This is a genomic window from Pseudomonas sp. (genome assembly GCF_035512415.1).
Lineage (GTDB): Bacteria > Pseudomonadota > Gammaproteobacteria > Pseudomonadales > Pseudomonadaceae > Aquipseudomonas.
This window is the reverse complement of record NZ_DATKDZ010000004.1, coordinates 43424-58229: the sequence shown is the minus strand read 5'-3', so window position 1 is coordinate 58229 and position 14806 is coordinate 43424. Positions and strand designations below refer to the sequence as shown.

The following is a 14806-nucleotide window of genomic DNA, read 5'->3' as shown; positions in this document are numbered from 1 at the left end:
TGGCCGGGCCAGCCAGGGCGGCCAAGACCCATCGGAGGATATGGGCCTGAAGAATTTTCCCCGGCGGTCGATACACTGCCCATAGAGGAGAAGGCTATGCGAATTCTAGTGATCGTGGTGCTGCTGTTGAGTGTGCTGGGGTGCAGTCGCCATCGCCTGGACAGCAATCTGAACAACGCTTATCAGGCCTATGAGCGTGGTGAGTGTGAGGAAGTGATGCTCTACCTGTCCAAGGCCGAGCGCTACAGCCGTTCGCGCAGCTATATACAGCCGGAGATTTCCCTGCTGCGCGGGCAGTGTCTGGAGCGTCAGGCATTGTTTGTCGATGCCTTGCAGACCTACCAGTTCATCATCGCCCGCTACCCCACCAGCGAATATGCCTACCGCGCCCGCGCGCGCCTGGAAACCCTGCGCCAGCTTGGGCATGATAGCCCGGTCGAACCGGCCAAGGTCTCTGCTGCAACCCCTTGACCGCTGGTCGACGAGCGCCAAGGCCAGCCGGGCCGGGCATTAAGCTTGGGACTTGATCGGGAGGGATTCCATGCGTGCATTGTTATGCCTGTTGCTCGTGCCGGGGTTGGCGGCAGCGGAAATCTATCGCTGGACCGATGCCAATGGTCAGGTGCATTTCGGCCAGCGCCCCGCCGCGGCGGGTGCCGAGGTTATTGAAGTCAAGCCCCAGGTGGTCGAGCGTGACGAGCTGACCCGCGAGCGTGAAGCCCGAGCCAGCCGCTTTTATGACGCACGCCGCGAAGAGCAGGCTCAGGCTTCGGCAGCGGCGGCCCAGAGCCGGGCCGAGCGGGCGAACGAATGCAGCAAACTGCGGCGCATGCTCGCGGAGATTCCCGAAGGCCTGCGCTACTACCAGGAAACCGCAGACGGCCAGCGTAACTACCTCAGCGATGAGGAACTCGATACCACTCGTCGTCAGTTGCGTGACCGGGTGTCAGAGCGCTGCTCCTGAAACTGGTTTACCCGCAGTAGTGGGGCCATACTCAATGGCCATCTATAGCGATTTGCCACTATGTCTATGCACGTTCAGCGCCGCATCGAGCGCCATCAGTTGCCGTACTACCTGAAGGTGTTCAATCGCATCACCGACAAGCCGATGGGCTACATCGGCAATGTGTCCCTGGACGGCCTGCTGCTGATCAGCCAGCTGCCGCTGCTGATCGGGGCGCGTTTCGATATGCGCCTGAAAATTCCCGGCCAGCTCGAACCGCACTTTATCGACTTCTCCGCCACCTGCCAGTGGAGCCGTGAGGATGTCACCCCAGGTTATTACGACTCGGGTTTTGCCCTGGTAGCCCCGCCCGCCGATTACGTGGAAATGGTCGACGCTCTGCGTCACTACTTCAGCTTCCACCCCCTGGCGGCGTCCGCTTAAGCCAAGCTAATACACCACCCGTAGGCTGCGCCGTGTGCACCGAGGCCCCACCTTTCCTGCTGCTTTGAGCCAATCACTCTCTTATCAAGAAAGAAATAACTCATTGTTTTATATATAGAAATTAAATCCGCACAAAGACCTGTAGGAGCGGGCCATGCCCGCGAAACGCATCGCGGGCATGGCCCGCTCCTACGGGTACCTACAAGCCGAAATACGCAATTTCCTCCAGTTTGCTGCGCGACAGCGCGGCGTCTGGACGATGGGGGATCTCCTACAAAAGCGTTATTGTTATCGGCCATAAAAAAACCGCCCCGAAAGGCGGTTTTTTTATGGGGCCAGCTTAGGCGTTGACCGGCTGCTCCAGGGGTTCCAGTTGCAGCAGTGCATCGGAACGGGCCTGTACTTCGCGGTAGCGCTCGGCATCGTTGGCCAGCACCTTGCCCATGGCTGGGAAGATCTCGGCCAGCTTGGTCTGCCACTGCGCCGAGGCGACCTGCTCGGGGAAGCAGCGCTGGATCAGGTCAAGCATGATCGACACCGTCACCGAGGCACCTGGCGAGGCACCGAGCAGGGCGGCGATGGTGCCGTCCTTGGCCGCTACCAGTTCGGTACCGAACTGCAGGATGCCGCCGTTCTTGGCGTCCTTCTTGATGATCTGCACGCGCTGGCCGGCCACCTCCAGGCTCCAGTCCTCGGCCTTGGCCAGGGGGTAGAAACCACGCAGGGTTTCCAGACGCTGGGCTTCGGATTGCAGCACTTCCTTGACCAGGTAGCGGGTCAGGTCGAAGTTGTCGCGGGCCACCGCCAGCATCGGGCCGATATTGTTGAAGCGGATCGACAGCGGCAGATCGAGGAACGAGCCGCGCTTGAGGAACTTGGTGGTAAAGCCGGCGTATGGGCCGAACAGCAGCGAGGTTTTGCCGTCTACCATGCGGGTATCAAGGTGCGGCACCGACATGGGCGGCGAGCCGACAGCAGCCTGGCTATAGACCTTGGACTGGTGCTGCTGAACCACTTCCTGGTTATCACAGCGCAGCCACATGCCGCTGACCGGGAAGCCACCAAAGCCTTTACCTTCCTCAATGCCGGACATCTGCAGCAGCGGCAGGGCCGCGCCGCCAGCGCCGAGGAAGACGAACTTGGCCTGGATTTCCCGGCGCTGGCCGCTCTGCTGGTCACTGACGCTGACTCGCCAGCCCTGGCCGTTGCGAGCAAGGCCGACGACTTTCTGGCTGCAGGTGACTTTGGCTTCCGACTGCTGGCCAATATGATCCAGCAGGCTCTTGGTCAGGTTGCCGAAGTTGACGTCGGTACCGGCCATGACGCGGGTGGCTGCAATCGGCTCGTTGGCATCGCGGCCCGGCATCATCAGCGGCATCCACTCTTGCAGGGTGGCGCGATCCTCGGTGTATTCCATGTCTGCGAAGGCATGGTGCACATTCAGCGCCTTGAAGCGCTTCTTGAGGAAGTCGATACCTTTCTGGCCGCGTACGAAGCTCAGGTGAGGAATGGGGTTGATAAAGGACTGAGGCGTGCCGAAGCGACCTTTTTCGACCAGGTAAGCCCAGAACTGCTTGGACTCCTCGAACTGGGTGTTGATGGTTACCGACTTCTTGATGTCGATCGAGCCATCTTCCGCTTCCGGCGTGTAATTCAACTCACACAGGCCTGCATGGCCGGTACCGGCGTTGTTCCAGGGGTTGGAACTTTCCAATGCCCCGGCGTCCATCATCTCGAGCACTTCCAGCTTGATGCCGGGGTCGAGTTCCTTCAACAGCACGGCCAAGGTCGCGCTCATGATGCCGGCTCCCACCAGCACCACATCCATCGTTTCGTAATCGTTCTGCGCCATTACTACTTCTCCGCAAACCAGCACTCAATAGACGTTAGAAGGCCTGTGCATAAAACACGGCCGATCAGAAGTCGCCGAGATGCTCTGGATAAAAAGGAGTAAGACCCAGGAAGCTGATGCCTGCCGCAAGATCGTTCATTTTCGCCACACTCTTGTGAAGTTTTTAAAACCGTTTTTTTCACGCTCTTTTGGAGCCGTGAACCTCAAAAAGCACGTCTGCGTGGGGGTTGCCTTTGTGCCCGCGCAAAGCAGCCGCAGCCATGCTGCAGGCGTTTACGTTATGGGCGAAGGCGGCAACCGGAGGGGCAGCGCGAAGTGGGCGACTCTCTGGGGCGGCGGCCGATCAATGCGGCATCGGCGCGAGGGCAAGGCCCGATCAGGAGGCGTCCTTATAATCGGGGCGAGATTATAAGGGCAAAGCGGGGAAATTGATCGCCTGGTGTGACTTTTCTTCTTCCGTCGGTCAGGCCGGCAGCGCGTTGCGGGGGCGTGCCTGGGCTCCGACTTGGGGAATTATTGCGCTGCCAGGCAGGGGCTGATCGAGCCAGCTGAGGTTGACCTGGGTGACCTCGACCCAGCCCGCGCCTAGTGGGGCCTGGGCTGACTGACGCAGGGAGCGACAAATACCGTGACTGTTAAGCAGGGCGAAAGCGCGCAGAGGGCGGGCTGGGGCGAACAAGGCAAACAGTGAAAACATGGCGAATGACTCACGCTTGGGACGACTAAAGTCTTATGCCACGGCCACGTGACAAGGCTGTGACGGGAACCAGTTGCGCCGCAAAAGGTTCCAAAAAGCAGCGCTGTCAGGCGTTTGCGCCGCGGTTATACTGCGCGCCACTTTCGCCCCTTTTATTGGAGAGATGAGCATGCATCGTCTACTGCTTGGCCTGGTGGCTGTTGCCAGCCTGACCCTGGTTGGCTGCGCCCACAGCCCGCAACAACTCAGCCCGCAACCCAAGATCAACAGCCCATTGACGGCGGTCGGCCAGGGCCAGCCAGTGGTAGTACGCGTGGCCGACGGTCGGCCGTCGCCGGTGCTGGGGACCCGTGGCGGCCTCTACCCGGAAACCAGTGCCATCAGCGTTACCGGCCAGGACATCCTGCCCAAGCTGCAGGCCCAGGCCGAAGCGGCCGTCCGCCTGCTCGGCTTTACCCCTACCGCCAATGCCTACAACGCGCCGCAGCTGACCCTGACCCTCGCCGAGCTGAAGTACCAGTCGCCGAAAGAAGGCCTGTATGTGACCGAGGCGAATATCACCGCAACCTTCCGCTCCGATGTGCAGAACAGCAGCCGGCGCTACAGCGGCCGCTACGGTGCTTCGCTTAATCAGCGTTTCGGTATGGCCCCGAACCAGGCAACCAATACCAAGCTGATCAGCGACGTGCTGAGCGACGCCCTGACCCGCGCATTCCAGGACCCGACCATCGGGCAAATGCTTCAGCAGTAAAGGCGGCGATTACGCCCATAAAAAACGCCCGGACTCGTCCGGGCGTTTTTTATGGGGCTGGGGTTTACGTGGCCGGGTTCAGGCAGCCTGGCTGAAAAGCTCTGGCAGGCTGATGCCGGTCTGCTCGTCGATTTCCGGCAGGGCGTAGTGCTCGTGCCCGCCGAGGGCGCAATACACCAGCCAGTTGTGGTCTTGCACATTAAAGGACAGTTCGTCGATGACGGCGTCCACTTCGTCTAGTGAGTCAATCAGGTAGTCACGATCCTGGGGTTGAGCATGCAGCATGGGCCTGTTCCTCCGTGGCGGGTTCTGTTCCGGCTCGGTGCAAGATGCGCACAGAGCAAGTGTTAGACCATAGACCAGGCTTGTGACAATGTTTAGACCGGCTGGTCATCTTTCTTGCTGTTCGTCGGAAAGCAGCCCTGCTGCAAAGTCCCTTAGGTAGACTCCGCGCCGTATTTTGGCGGCCCGAGAACCTATTCGGGCGTGATGAATTTCAGCCGCGGCGGATCGCCGCATCGCTACAGGAAATTGAGGTCGATCATGTCTATGCAGACACTCTGGTCGTTATTTCTTGGTCAGCCGGGGCAGATGCTCAACGGTCTGGCCCTGTTCTTCGGCTTGGCCGGTGCCTGGCTGCTGCTGGCTACCCGCCTGCGTGAGCAGTGGGCGATGGCGCGCCTGATCGCCGGCAGCGAGATGGACAACATGGCCGGTCCGGCCTGCGCCTTCGATGAACCAACGCTGCGTCTGAATCGCTTCTTCAGCGGTTTCGGCTACGCCACCCTGGGTCTGGCGCTGCTGTTGTCCTGGGTCAGTACCGGTCTCTAACAGGCCGTTGAAAAACTACCTGCGTTGGCAATACTGCGTTAAAAACGGCCTCAAAATGCTCATTTACAACACGTAAACTCCGCTTTTCGGCCGTTTTTGCCTTGTCTTGCCTGCCTCGCCTACATTTTCCAACGGTCTGTTAACCCGCCAGCGCCTGCAGCAGACGCTGGCTGTGTGGCCTGCTAGAGCGGCAGGCCGGCTTTGATCCGGTACTGATTTCGCACCGGGTTGGCGTATTGCAGGATGAGGAAGGGTTGCTGTTCGCTCGGGCAGCTGCTCAGGCGCTTGTTCCACTCGGCTTGGGCCGTCGCCAGTTCGGTGGGCGAAAACAGCTCCGCGATGTTGGGTACGTGCAGCTCCGGGTCGCGCTCGGCCCACATGGCGTAGGCCAGGTAGTGCACGGGAAACAGCCGGTAGCCGCTGAGGATCTGGCGGTCCATCTCGGCGGCCAGTTGCTTGCTGTCCTCCAGCCCCTGGCTGGCCACGCTGCCGAAGTGCACATGCACGCGACCTTTATAGCCGGTGATGCCGAGGGCGATGCTCTGGTCGTCTTCACCCGCGGCCTTGCTGTAACTGCCGCTGCTGGCGCGGATAAACAGTTCGCGGGCCTTGGCCTGGTCACAGGGGTCGTATTCGTAGCTGATCGACACAGGGGTCAGGCGCAGTGAGCCGATCACCTCGGCGAAGGCTTCGCCCTTGCGGCTCATATGGAACATCTTGAGGATCGCCGAATCGGTACGGTCGTCGCCGTCCTTGGCGCGGCCTTCGGCCTGGGCAATCCAGATCGATTCATTGTCCGTGCGGATCGAGTGGTTGATATAGGCCGAGAGCAGTTGGTAGGCCGCCAGCTTTTCCCGCCGCCCGCTGATCGAACGGTGCACGATAAAACTCTTGTTCAGACGCATCAGGTCGCTGACGAAGGGCTTTTGCAGCAGGTTGTCGCCAATCGCGATGCGCGGGGTGGGCAGCCCGGCGTGGTACACCGCGTAGTTGACGAACGCCGGGTCCATGACGATATCGCGGTGGTTGGCGAGGAACAGATAGGCGCTGCCGGCCTGCAGATGCTCGATGCCGGAGTAGGTCACACCGTCGGTTGCGCGCTCAATGGTGCGGTCGACATAGGTTTCGATTCGAGTCTGCAGCGCGGCGACCGAATCAACATCGCGGAACTCAAGGCGCAGGCGATAGGCTATAAGTGGTTTAAGCAGCCAGCCCAATGGAGCCGCCAGGCGCGGGAAGCGAAACTGGGTCAGGATGTCGAGAAACACATCGTCCGCCAGCAGGCGCGCCAGAACGGCAGGGACTTCGGCGTCGGCGTAAGGTCGGATGGCATCGAATTCGCCCATCATGCTCTCTATGTCGTGGTTGGCTGTGAAGGAGCCCAGGCAGCGCTGGGTCAAGTCGCGCATGGCTGCAAGCAATGCTGTTCGCCCGCTGTCGGGCCAGCTATAGACCGGCGATTATACGCCCAAGTCACACGGAGGCTGCGATGCTGGAAAGCCAGGGTTATCAATGCCCTTACTGCGGTGAGCAGGTCGAGGCCGTGCTGGATCTGTCGGCCGGGGATCAGGAGTATATTGAGGATTGCTCGGTGTGCTGCCGGCCCATCGTTTTTTCGCTGCACACCGATGGCCAAGACTGGACGCTGGATGTGCGCGGGGAGGATGACTGATGCAGCGAGTCTATGAGCCGCAGGACCTGATGGAGGGTGAGCTGCTGCTGAGCATGCTTGCCAGCGAAGGCATCGAGGCCCATCTGACGGGGCAGCATCTGGCCGGGGCGGTGGGCGAGTTGCCGGCGTGCGGTCTGCTCGCCGTGCTGGTTGAGGATGAGCAGGCGCAGAGCGCACAAGCCCTGATCGCCGCGTACAATGCCGCGCAACCCCTCCCCGGCGAAGAGCCGGAGAGCTTTCAGGGCACGCTGCTCTGCTGAGCGGCCGCTGCCGGCACGCTGCGCCGGCACACCTAGCCCCTTTATCCTGACTGCCCCTCGAGTTGCCCCATGTGTGGACGCTTTGCCCTGTTCCGTTGGACGCCTGCCTTTGCGGCCATTCCCGGTTTCCCCGCTGACCAGTTACCGCACTGGAGCATTTCGCCCAATGCCCAGGTGTTGCTGGTGCGCAACGTCGAGGGCGCGCGGCAACTGGCGCGGGTGCGCTGGGGGCTGACGCCGCCCTGGCTGACCGATCTGAGCAAGACCCCGGCCCAGGCCCGGGCGGAAACCCTGGCGGATCAGCCAATGTTTCGCGAGGCCTTTCGCCTGCGTCGCGGCTTGCTGCCGGCTAACGGCTTCTACGAGTGGCGTGGCTCGGCGCGTAAGCGCCCCTACTGGCTGACGGGGGAGGCGAGCCCACTGTATTTCGCGGCCCTGTGGGAAGCCTATCCGGTGGACGGCTGCGTTTACCTGAGCGCGGCGGTGGTGACCCAGGCGGCGGCCAGTCAGCGCCGGCCGTTGATTCTGGATGAGGCGGATCAGGCGGCCTGGCTGGCCGCCGATACGCCGCACAGCGACCTGCTGGCGCTGTTGGCGCGGCCGCAGCCGCAACTGCGCGAGCGGGTGCTGGCCAATCTGGTCAATGATCCCAAACTCGATGGGCCGGAGTGCCTGACCCCGGCCTGATTTGCCTGCAGCGGCCCTTAAACCTTGAACTGATTGATCAGGCGGCGCTGCTGCTCGGCCAGTTTGGTCAGCTCGGCACTGGCCTGGCTGGCTTCGTCGGCACCGCTGGCCACCTCATTGGCCACCTGGCCGATATTGGTGACGTTGCGGTTGATGTCTTCGGCCACCGCGCTCTGCTCCTCGGCCGCGCTGGCGATCTGGGTGTTCATGTCGTTGATTACCGAAACGGCCTGGGTGATCGACTCCAGTGCTGTGGCCGCCTGGTTGGCCTGCTGCACGCTGATCTCGGTCTTGCCCTGGCTGTCCTCCATCACCCTCACCACCTCACGGGTGCCTTGCTGCAGCTGCTGGATCATGCTCTGGATTTCTTCGGTGGCCTGCTGGGTTTTCTGCGCCAGGTTGCGCACCTCGTCGGCTACCACAGCAAAGCCGCGACCCTGTTCGCCGGCACGCGCAGCCTCGATGGCGGCGTTGAGTGCGAGCAGGTTGGTCTGTTCGGCAATGCCGCGAATTGCCACCAGAATGGCGTTGATGTTTTCGCTGTCCTTGGCCAGGGTCTGTACCACGGTCACCGCGCGGCCGATTTCCTCGGCCAGTGCGGCAATCGCATCGGCGGTATGCTGGACGGTCTGTTTGCCCTGGTTGGCCGCCTGGTCTGCGTGGTTGGCTGCCTGGGCCGCATGGGTCGCATTGCGCGCCACATCCTGGGCGGTGGCAGTCATCTGGTGCACAGCGGTGGCGACCATCTCGATCTCCGAGAGTTGCTTCTGCACGCCCTGGTTGGTGCGGATGGCGATGTCGGCGGTGTGTTCGGACGAGTCGCTGACCTTCTGCACCGAGCCGACCACCTGGGTGATCATGCTTTGCAGTTTGCCCAGGAAGGTATTGAAGCCCTTGGCGATATCGCCCAGTTCGTCCGTACGATCGACCTGCAGGCGGTGGGTGAGGTCGCCGTCGCCCTGGGCGATATCGTCGAGCATGGCCACCATGCGTTTTAGCGGCTGGGCAATCCCGCGGCTGACCAGCCAGATCAGCAGCAGGCCGAGCGCGGCAATCAGCAGGCCGACCAGGGTCATGTTCAGGGTGTCGGCCTGGCGCTGGGCACTCAGGTCGTCGTGCAGCAGTTGCAGTTCGGCCATCACCGTCTCGAGTGGCAGAACCAGCATCAGGGTCCAGCGCGCCGCAGTGTTGCCGACGGCGAAAGACAGAAACAGTTCGATATGGCTGTCGGCGGAGTCGGTTGCATGGTCGGTGTCATAGATGATCTGCCCCGGCACCAGGCGCTTGAGGTTTTCCAGTTCGTTGGCGTCGAGTACCTCGGTGGCCGGGCTGCCGAGTTTGTCGGGGGCCTGGGTCGAGGCGATCAGGCGGCCGTTATTGGAGATCAGCGACATCTCACCGGCACCGTCATAGAGCTGGCGGTCGGCATTGATCAGTAGCTCCTGGATAAAGTTGACCGCCAGATCGGCCCCGGCCATGCCCATAAACTGGTCATTGACCAGGATCGGGTTGACGAAGGAGGCCAGCATCACCGTCTTGCCGCCCATTTCGTAAGGTGCGGGGTCGGTCACGCAGGCCTGTTTGCTGTCCCTTGGGCACAGGTAGTACTCGCCGGCGCGCACGCCGGTGGGCAGCAATTTTTCATCTTCCAGGTCATTCAGGCGGTCGAGGGCCAGGCTGCCATCGTCATTGCGGTACCACCAGGGCACGAAACGCCCGGCGTCGGACATGCCCGGCTGTTGGCTGCCGGCATAGATATCGTCGCTGTTGTCGAAGGCGTTGGGCTCCCAGCCGATATAGGTACTCAACAGTTTGGGGTGCTGGACCAGGGTTTCGCGGGCCAGGTTGAGCATTTCCTCACGGCTCACCGAGAGCAGGGCGGTTCCGTCTGCGCCGGTCAAGCCCAGCAGGCGGTTGCTATTTGCCAGCTCGGCGGTGATCGCCAGCGGGTATTCCAGTTCGCGCTGGATCTGCAGGACCTGGGTCTGGGCCAGGGCGCTCAGGCGCTGCTCGATAAGCTGCTCGAGCAATACCTGGGTGCGTGCCTGGGTCTGCGTCTGGGTGCGGTCGCTGGCATACAGGGCGTAGAGGATCAACGCGGTGACTATAGCGAGGATGCAAGCCCCGGCCAGGGTGGCAATGGTCGTCTGGATCGAGCGAAAGTTCATGGATGCTCCACACGTAATAGCAATGCCGGTAATGGCTTATCGGCCGGGGCGGAGATAATCCTTAATCGCCGTGTGTAGTCAGGTTCTATTGCCGTTTTATCTGCCCCGCGATAAGGGGCAGATAAACCCTATAGTTCGCCGGCCGGCATAGAGCAAGTTAGTGGTTGTTTGCCCGGGGGCGGCAGCCTAGGATGTAGCGGTTTTCTCGAGGAGTTTTACCATGGCCAAATTGTTATCCCTTAGCGCCCTGAGCATGGCCCTGTTACTGGCGGGATGCCAGGCGGTGAATACCACCAGCGGTGGTGCGGTGGGGGTCGAACGCAAGCAGTACATGTTCAGCATGCTGTCGTCCCAGGAAGTCAATCAGATGTATGCCCAGTCTTATAAGCAGACGCTGGGCGAGGCATCGAGCAAGGGGGTGCTGGACAAGACCAGCCCGAATGCCAAGCGTCTGCAGGCGGTCGCCAGTCGGCTGATCAAGCAGGCTCCGCGTTTCCGCCCCGATGCCGCGCAGTGGCAGTGGGAAGTCAATCTGATCAAAAGCCCCGAGCTGAACGCCAACTGCGGGCCGGGTGGCAAGATCATCTTCTACAGCGGGATCATCGAGAAGCTGCAGCTCACTGACGATGAAATCGCCGCGATCATGGGCCACGAAATGGCCCACGCCCTGCGTGAGCACAGCCGCGAGGCGATGTCCCGGGCGTATGGCGTGGCTCTGGCCAAGCAGGGCGCGGGTGCCTTGCTCGGTCTGGGCGAGGGCGGTATGGCCATGGCCGATACCGTGGCGCAGTACAGCCTGACCTTGCCTAACAGCCGTGGTAATGAGAATGAAGCCGATCTGCTGGGGCTGGAGCTGGCGGCGCGTGCCGGTTACAACCCTAATGCGGCTGTTAGCCTGTGGCAGAAGATGGCGCGTGCCGGTGGCGGCGCACCGCCTGAGTTTATGAGCACTCACCCTTCGTCGAGCAGCCGGATCGCTGCTTTGCAGGCCGCTATCCCCAAGGTGATGCCGCTCTACGAACAGGCGCGTTAAACCGCCCGCAGTAGTAATAAAGCCCTCTGATGAGGGCTTTATTGTTTGTGCTGTGCTGTGCTTAGGGCAGGGCTTTGGCGGCAAAAGGCTGCGTGGCCAGGTTGAGCTGCGAGCGGAAGCTCTCCATATCGAACATGGTGCAGATTTCCTGGATTTCGTTGGCCGGGTTAAGGGTCCAGAAGGCCATGGCCGAGATACTCAGGATCTTGTCGCTTGGCGGGTAACCCAGGGCGGGTTTCTGGATGGTACCGATCAGGGTGCTCCAGGTGACCACCTTGTAGTCTTCGGCAATGCACTCTTCGATGACCACCTGCAGATCGGGCATGGCGTGGCGGATGTCGAGCACCATCTGGATGAAGGCCGGGCTGCTGAGCGGACGGCCGATAAAGGAGCTTTTGTAGAGAAAGTCTCTGCTGTGCAGCTGTTCTGCCAAGGCCAGGCGGCCTTTGTTCCACGACAGATCAATGTGGTGGCGTACCACCTTTTTCCGGTCATCCAGCGACATGTTCGTCTCCCTGACTGCTGGCTATGGTGAGCAACATTCGGCGCACTTTACCAGCGTCAGGGGATATTCCGATTGGCCGAAACGCCAGCGAGGTGGCGTCGGGCTATTGTCATGCCAGGCCGCTGAAGACCAGCGCCTGATAGCCGGCATAGACGGCCAGGGCTGCAAAGGCCGTGGCGGCCAGGCGGCGAATCAGGGTCAGGGGTAGGCGTTCGGCGGCGAAATTGCCAGCCAGCACCACCGGCACGTTGGCGATCAGCATGCCCAGGGTGGTGCCTAGTATGACCAGCACGAAGTGCGGGTATTGCGCCGCCAACATCACGGTGGCGACCTGGGTCTTGTCGCCCATTTCTGCAAGGAAGAAAGCAATCAGGGTGGTCAGGAACGGGCCGTAGCGCTTGAGTTTGGAGCTTTCGTCGTCATCCAGCTTGTCGGGGATCAGGGTCCACAGGGCCACCGCAACAAAGCTGGCGGCAAGAGTCCAGCTCAAGGTGGCGGGGGAGAAAAAGCTGGCAACCCAGTTGCCGATAGCGCCAGCGGCGAAATGATTGGCCAGGGTGGCGACCACAATGCCCCAGATGATCGGCCAGGGCTTGCGAAAGCGTGCGGCCAAAAGCAGGGCGAGCAACTGCGTCTTGTCGCCGATTTCGGCCAAGGCAACGATAAAGGTTGGAACAAACAGGGATTCGAGCATCAGGCTTTCCTAAGGGGCGGGTCGACACGGCTATGACACGTACAGCCTTCCCGCCCCGGGTAAGGTGTGCGTGTCATAGGTCTGGTCAAACCGCAGGCCCCTCTGAGTGGGCCTTGGGTCGCACGCGCCATGCTCTGCGGAGCAAGTATGTTGACGGGTGCCGGGCGAGCTGGCGCTCGCGGGAGACTACTCCCCTAGGACGGGCGCATTCTGCCCGCTAGGTGGGTATTGGGCAAGTCAGTTTTTCACCGCACGGTAGATGCGAAAACCCTTGGCATCGGCCAGGGTCTGGCAGGGGCCGAGGTGTTGTTCGATCAGTGGCGGGTATTTGAGAAAGCTGTTGGCCACCAGGCGCAGTTCGCCCTTGGCCTGTAGGTGTCGGCTGGCCTGGCGCAGCAGGTGTTCGGTGGCCTGGTAGTGGGTATGCACGCCCTGATGGAAGGGTGGGTTGCTGAGGATGGCGCTCAGGCCCGCGGAGGCAGCATCGATGCCGTCACCACTGATTACCTCGGCCTGCAGGCCGTTGGCGGCCAGGGTCAGGCGGCTGCTTTCGACGGCGAAGGCGTCGACATCCAGCAGGGTGATCTGGCTGTCCGGGTAACGGCGTTTCAGTGTTGCGCCCAGCACCCCGGCTCCGCAGCCGAAGTCCAGCAGATGCCCGCTCGGCAGGTTGTCCAGATGCTCCAGCAGCAGGGCGCTGCCCAGATCCAGGCGGCCATGGCTGAAAACCCCGGGCAGGCTGATCACTGTCAGTGGCCCGTCACTGAGCGGCAGTTGATAGCGTTGCGCCAGGCTGTGCAGATCCGGCACTGCCGGTGCCTGGGTCACCCGTACCTGCCAGAGCTGGCAATGGCGGGCGCTGTCGAGCTTGCGCGCCTGGCCGAAGGCGGTCAGGTGTTTGGCGGCGCGCTCGATACCGGCGCGTTTTTCGCCGACCAGATACAGCTCGCGCCCGTCCAGGCGTGCAGCCAGGGCATTGAGCAGGTATTCGCTCAGTTCGCGGGATTTGGGTAGGAACACCACCGCGGCGGCGAAGTCGGTCGCAGGCGGAAGAGTGCCGAAGTGGCAGCGCCCGGCAAAACGCGTCTCGAGCAGGCTCTGTTCGCCGGCGTGCCAGCTCCAGCCATGGGCCTCGGGCAGCTGGCCGAGCAGGTCGTCGGCCGGCAGGCCGGCAAGCAGTAGCGGGCCCTTGAACAGTTCAGCCTGGCGCAGCAGTACTTCGCTTCGCGGGTCCATAGGTGCTCCTCGAAAAAAGTCGCGTAGCTTAGCCGACTACGCGGATGGCTGCGCCATTGAAGAATGCCAGAGCATTTTCGCTTATCTGCGCGACGATGCGTTGCCGCGCTTCACGGCTGCCCCAGGCGCTGTGCGGGGTGATGATCAGGCGCGGGATATCGGCGGCGAGCAGCGGGTTGTCATCCTGCGGCGGTTCCTGGGTCAGCACGTCGGTGGCAGCGCCGCCCAGATGGCCAGCGCGTAGGGCATCGGCCAGAGCCTGTTCGTTGACCAGGCCGCCGCGGGCAGTATTGATGACAAAGGCCGTGGGTTTCATCAGGCTGAGTTCGCGGGAACCGATCAGGTTCAGGGTGTCGCGGTTCAGTGGGCAATGCAGGGTCAGGGCATCGACCTGCGGCAGTAGCTCATCCAGCGGCAAACGGTCTGCCCGTGGCGGGCGGCCCGGCAACTGGCCGAGCAGCACGCGCATGCCGAAGGCTTCGGCCAGCCTGGCCACCGCGCTGCCCAGTTCGCCGTGACCGAGCAGGCCGAGGGTCTTGCCATGCAGCTCGATGATTGGGTAGTCGAGCAGGCAGAACTGCCGCGCCTGCTGCCAGCGGCCGGCGCGCACATCCTGCTGGTAGTCGGGCAGGCGGGTGGCCAGGGCGAGCAGCAGCATCAGGGTGTGTTGAGCCACCGAAGGTGTGCCGTAGCCCTGGCAGTTACTGACCACCACGCCATGGGCGCGGGCGGCGGCCAGGTCGAAGGGGTTGGTGCCGGTGGCGGCGACCAGTACCAGTTTGAGGTCGGGGCAGGCGGCAAACACCTCTGCGTCGAGTGGCACCTTGTTGCTGATGGCCACCTGAGCGCCTTGCAGGCGCTCGATGGCCTCGGCCTTGCTGCTGCTCTGAGGGTACAGCTGCAGCTCGGCAAAGCACTGCTTCAGGTGCGAGAGGTCGAGGTCGCCGAGGTCGAGGGAGCTGTGGTCGAGAAATACCGCGCGGGGACTGTTACTCATCAGCTGTATCTATCCTGCAAGTCTGGGCTGGGGGTA

General features: G+C 62.0%; 18 protein-coding genes and 1 pseudogene. 9 read left to right on the top strand and 10 right to left on the bottom strand.

Features of this window, described 5'->3' with window-relative positions:
• The first annotated feature begins 96 nt into the window (after nucleotides 1-96).
• The 3 genes from VMP31_RS01060 (at nucleotide 97) to VMP31_RS01050 (ending at nucleotide 1387) form a co-directional block, all read left to right on the top strand.
• Nucleotides 97-471 (top strand): tetratricopeptide repeat protein, encoded by a 375-nt coding sequence (locus VMP31_RS01060; protein WP_325503191.1) that lies wholly within the window; start codon nucleotides 97-99, stop codon nucleotides 469-471.
• Nucleotides 472-541: 70 nt separating this feature from the next.
• On the top strand, nucleotides 542-964 hold the full coding sequence (locus VMP31_RS01055; protein ID WP_325503189.1) for a DUF4124 domain-containing protein: 423 nt from the start codon (nucleotides 542-544) through the stop codon (nucleotides 962-964).
• Between the two features lie 66 nt (nucleotides 965-1030).
• Nucleotides 1031-1387, top strand: coding sequence for a PilZ domain-containing protein (locus VMP31_RS01050; RefSeq protein WP_325503288.1), 357 nt, complete (start codon nucleotides 1031-1033; stop codon nucleotides 1385-1387).
• A gap of 340 nt (nucleotides 1388-1727) precedes the next feature.
• Here VMP31_RS01050 and mqo read toward each other — a convergent pair whose 3' ends face one another.
• Entirely contained in the window at nucleotides 1728-3239 is a 1512-nt protein-coding gene (gene mqo, locus VMP31_RS01045; protein WP_325503187.1) for a malate dehydrogenase (quinone), read from the bottom strand.
• Between the two features lie 463 nt (nucleotides 3240-3702).
• Nucleotides 3703-3936 carry a hypothetical protein gene (locus VMP31_RS01040; RefSeq protein ID WP_325503185.1) on the bottom strand — a complete coding sequence of 78 codons (234 nt, stop codon included), beginning with the start codon at nucleotides 3934-3936 and terminating at the stop codon, nucleotides 3703-3705.
• 169 nt (nucleotides 3937-4105) lie between these two features.
• Between VMP31_RS01040 and VMP31_RS01035 the strand changes: the two genes are divergently transcribed.
• Entirely contained in the window at nucleotides 4106-4687 is a 582-nt protein-coding gene (locus VMP31_RS01035; RefSeq protein WP_325503183.1) for a YajG family lipoprotein, read from the top strand.
• A gap of 78 nt (nucleotides 4688-4765) precedes the next feature.
• On the opposite strand, the gene VMP31_RS01030 is transcribed toward VMP31_RS01035, so the two are convergent.
• Entirely contained in the window at nucleotides 4766-4972 is a 207-nt protein-coding gene (locus VMP31_RS01030; RefSeq protein ID WP_325503181.1) for a hypothetical protein, read from the bottom strand.
• Between the two features lie 258 nt (nucleotides 4973-5230).
• Here VMP31_RS01030 and VMP31_RS01025 point away from each other — a divergent pair, with 258 nt between their 5' ends.
• Nucleotides 5231-5518 carry a hypothetical protein gene (locus VMP31_RS01025; RefSeq protein WP_325503179.1) on the top strand — a complete coding sequence of 96 codons (288 nt, stop codon included), beginning with the start codon at nucleotides 5231-5233 and terminating at the stop codon, nucleotides 5516-5518.
• A 182-nt stretch (nucleotides 5519-5700) separates the two neighbouring features.
• On the opposite strand, the gene VMP31_RS01020 is transcribed toward VMP31_RS01025, so the two are convergent.
• Nucleotides 5701-6864 carry a 1-acyl-sn-glycerol-3-phosphate acyltransferase gene (locus tag VMP31_RS01020; RefSeq protein WP_325503286.1) on the bottom strand — a complete coding sequence of 388 codons (1164 nt, stop codon included), beginning with the start codon at nucleotides 6862-6864 and terminating at the stop codon, nucleotides 5701-5703.
• A gap of 143 nt (nucleotides 6865-7007) precedes the next feature.
• Between VMP31_RS01020 and VMP31_RS01015 the strand changes: the two genes are divergently transcribed.
• The 3 genes from VMP31_RS01015 to VMP31_RS01005 all read left to right on the top strand — a co-directional run bounded on the left by VMP31_RS01015 (nucleotide 7008) and on the right by VMP31_RS01005 (nucleotide 8137).
• Complete coding sequence (locus VMP31_RS01015; protein WP_325503177.1) at nucleotides 7008-7190, top strand: CPXCG motif-containing cysteine-rich protein; 183 nt, start codon at nucleotides 7008-7010, stop codon at nucleotides 7188-7190.
• Nucleotides 7190-7450: a putative signal transducing protein gene (locus tag VMP31_RS01010; RefSeq protein WP_325503175.1), complete on the top strand. Its 261-nt coding sequence runs from the start codon at nucleotides 7190-7192 to the stop codon at nucleotides 7448-7450. The genes VMP31_RS01015 and VMP31_RS01010 overlap by 1 nt, the downstream gene beginning before the upstream one ends.
• 69 nt (nucleotides 7451-7519) lie before the next feature.
• Nucleotides 7520-8137: an SOS response-associated peptidase gene (locus VMP31_RS01005; RefSeq protein ID WP_325503173.1), complete on the top strand. Its 618-nt coding sequence runs from the start codon at nucleotides 7520-7522 to the stop codon at nucleotides 8135-8137.
• Nucleotides 8138-8154: 17 nt separating this feature from the next.
• Here VMP31_RS01005 and VMP31_RS23325 read toward each other — a convergent pair whose 3' ends face one another.
• The gene (locus tag VMP31_RS23325) at nucleotides 8155-8883 is read right to left on the bottom strand and encodes a methyl-accepting chemotaxis protein (protein ID WP_414705413.1); all 729 of its coding nucleotides are present in this window, start codon (nucleotides 8881-8883) and stop codon (nucleotides 8155-8157) included.
• Nucleotides 8884-9012: 129 nt separating this feature from the next.
• A pseudogene (locus VMP31_RS23320) lies at nucleotides 9013-9213 on the bottom strand (HAMP domain-containing protein); the annotation flags it as partial.
• A gap of 1312 nt (nucleotides 9214-10525) precedes the next feature.
• Between VMP31_RS23320 and VMP31_RS00995 the strand changes: the two are divergent.
• Entirely contained in the window at nucleotides 10526-11338 is an 813-nt protein-coding gene (locus tag VMP31_RS00995; protein ID WP_325503169.1) for a M48 family metallopeptidase, read from the top strand.
• Nucleotides 11339-11399: 61 nt separating this feature from the next.
• Here VMP31_RS00995 and VMP31_RS00990 read toward each other — a convergent pair whose 3' ends face one another.
• From VMP31_RS00990 to VMP31_RS00975, 4 genes are all read right to left on the bottom strand, one after another.
• Nucleotides 11400-11843, bottom strand: a complete 444-nt coding sequence (locus VMP31_RS00990) for a ketosteroid isomerase-related protein (RefSeq protein ID WP_325503167.1) — start codon at nucleotides 11841-11843, stop codon at nucleotides 11400-11402.
• A 109-nt stretch (nucleotides 11844-11952) separates the two neighbouring features.
• Entirely contained in the window at nucleotides 11953-12537 is a 585-nt protein-coding gene (locus VMP31_RS00985) for a TMEM165/GDT1 family protein (protein ID WP_325503165.1), read from the bottom strand.
• Between the two features lie 237 nt (nucleotides 12538-12774).
• On the bottom strand, nucleotides 12775-13773 hold the full coding sequence (locus tag VMP31_RS00980; RefSeq protein ID WP_325503163.1) for a class I SAM-dependent methyltransferase: 999 nt from the start codon (nucleotides 13771-13773) through the stop codon (nucleotides 12775-12777).
• Nucleotides 13774-13801: 28 nt separating this feature from the next.
• A complete protein-coding gene (locus tag VMP31_RS00975; RefSeq protein WP_325503161.1) occupies nucleotides 13802-14770 on the bottom strand; it encodes a 2-hydroxyacid dehydrogenase in 969 nt (322 codons plus the stop codon).
• Nucleotides 14771-14806: the final 36 nt, after the last annotated feature.

Coding starts and splice junctions, on each gene's coding strand:
- VMP31_RS01060 (WP_325503191.1), top strand. CDS start 97: ATGCGAATTCTAGTGATCGTGGTGCTGCTGTTGAGTGTGCTGGGGTGC.
- VMP31_RS01055 (WP_325503189.1), top strand. CDS start 542: ATGCGTGCATTGTTATGCCTGTTGCTCGTGCCGGGGTTGGCGGCAGCG.
- VMP31_RS01050 (WP_325503288.1), top strand. CDS start 1,031: ATGCACGTTCAGCGCCGCATCGAGCGCCATCAGTTGCCGTACTACCTG.
- mqo (WP_325503187.1), bottom strand. CDS start 3,239: ATGGCGCAGAACGATTACGAAACGATGGATGTGGTGCTGGTGGGAGCC.
- VMP31_RS01040 (WP_325503185.1), bottom strand. CDS start 3,936: ATGTTTTCACTGTTTGCCTTGTTCGCCCCAGCCCGCCCTCTGCGCGCT.
- VMP31_RS01035 (WP_325503183.1), top strand. CDS start 4,106: ATGCATCGTCTACTGCTTGGCCTGGTGGCTGTTGCCAGCCTGACCCTG.
- VMP31_RS01030 (WP_325503181.1), bottom strand. CDS start 4,972: ATGCTGCATGCTCAACCCCAGGATCGTGACTACCTGATTGACTCACTA.
- VMP31_RS01025 (WP_325503179.1), top strand. CDS start 5,231: ATGTCTATGCAGACACTCTGGTCGTTATTTCTTGGTCAGCCGGGGCAG.
- VMP31_RS01020 (WP_325503286.1), bottom strand. CDS start 6,864: ATGGGCGAATTCGATGCCATCCGACCTTACGCCGACGCCGAAGTCCCT.
- VMP31_RS01015 (WP_325503177.1), top strand. CDS start 7,008: ATGCTGGAAAGCCAGGGTTATCAATGCCCTTACTGCGGTGAGCAGGTC.
- VMP31_RS01010 (WP_325503175.1), top strand. CDS start 7,190: ATGCAGCGAGTCTATGAGCCGCAGGACCTGATGGAGGGTGAGCTGCTG.
- VMP31_RS01005 (WP_325503173.1), top strand. CDS start 7,520: ATGTGTGGACGCTTTGCCCTGTTCCGTTGGACGCCTGCCTTTGCGGCC.
- VMP31_RS23325 (WP_414705413.1), bottom strand. CDS start 8,883: ATGGTCGCCACCGCTGTGCACCAGATGACTGCCACCGCCCAGGATGTG.
- VMP31_RS00995 (WP_325503169.1), top strand. CDS start 10,526: ATGGCCAAATTGTTATCCCTTAGCGCCCTGAGCATGGCCCTGTTACTG.
- VMP31_RS00990 (WP_325503167.1), bottom strand. CDS start 11,843: ATGTCGCTGGATGACCGGAAAAAGGTGGTACGCCACCACATTGATCTG.
- VMP31_RS00985 (WP_325503165.1), bottom strand. CDS start 12,537: ATGCTCGAATCCCTGTTTGTTCCAACCTTTATCGTTGCCTTGGCCGAA.
- VMP31_RS00980 (WP_325503163.1), bottom strand. CDS start 13,773: ATGGACCCGCGAAGCGAAGTACTGCTGCGCCAGGCTGAACTGTTCAAG.
- VMP31_RS00975 (WP_325503161.1), bottom strand. CDS start 14,770: ATGAGTAACAGTCCCCGCGCGGTATTTCTCGACCACAGCTCCCTCGAC.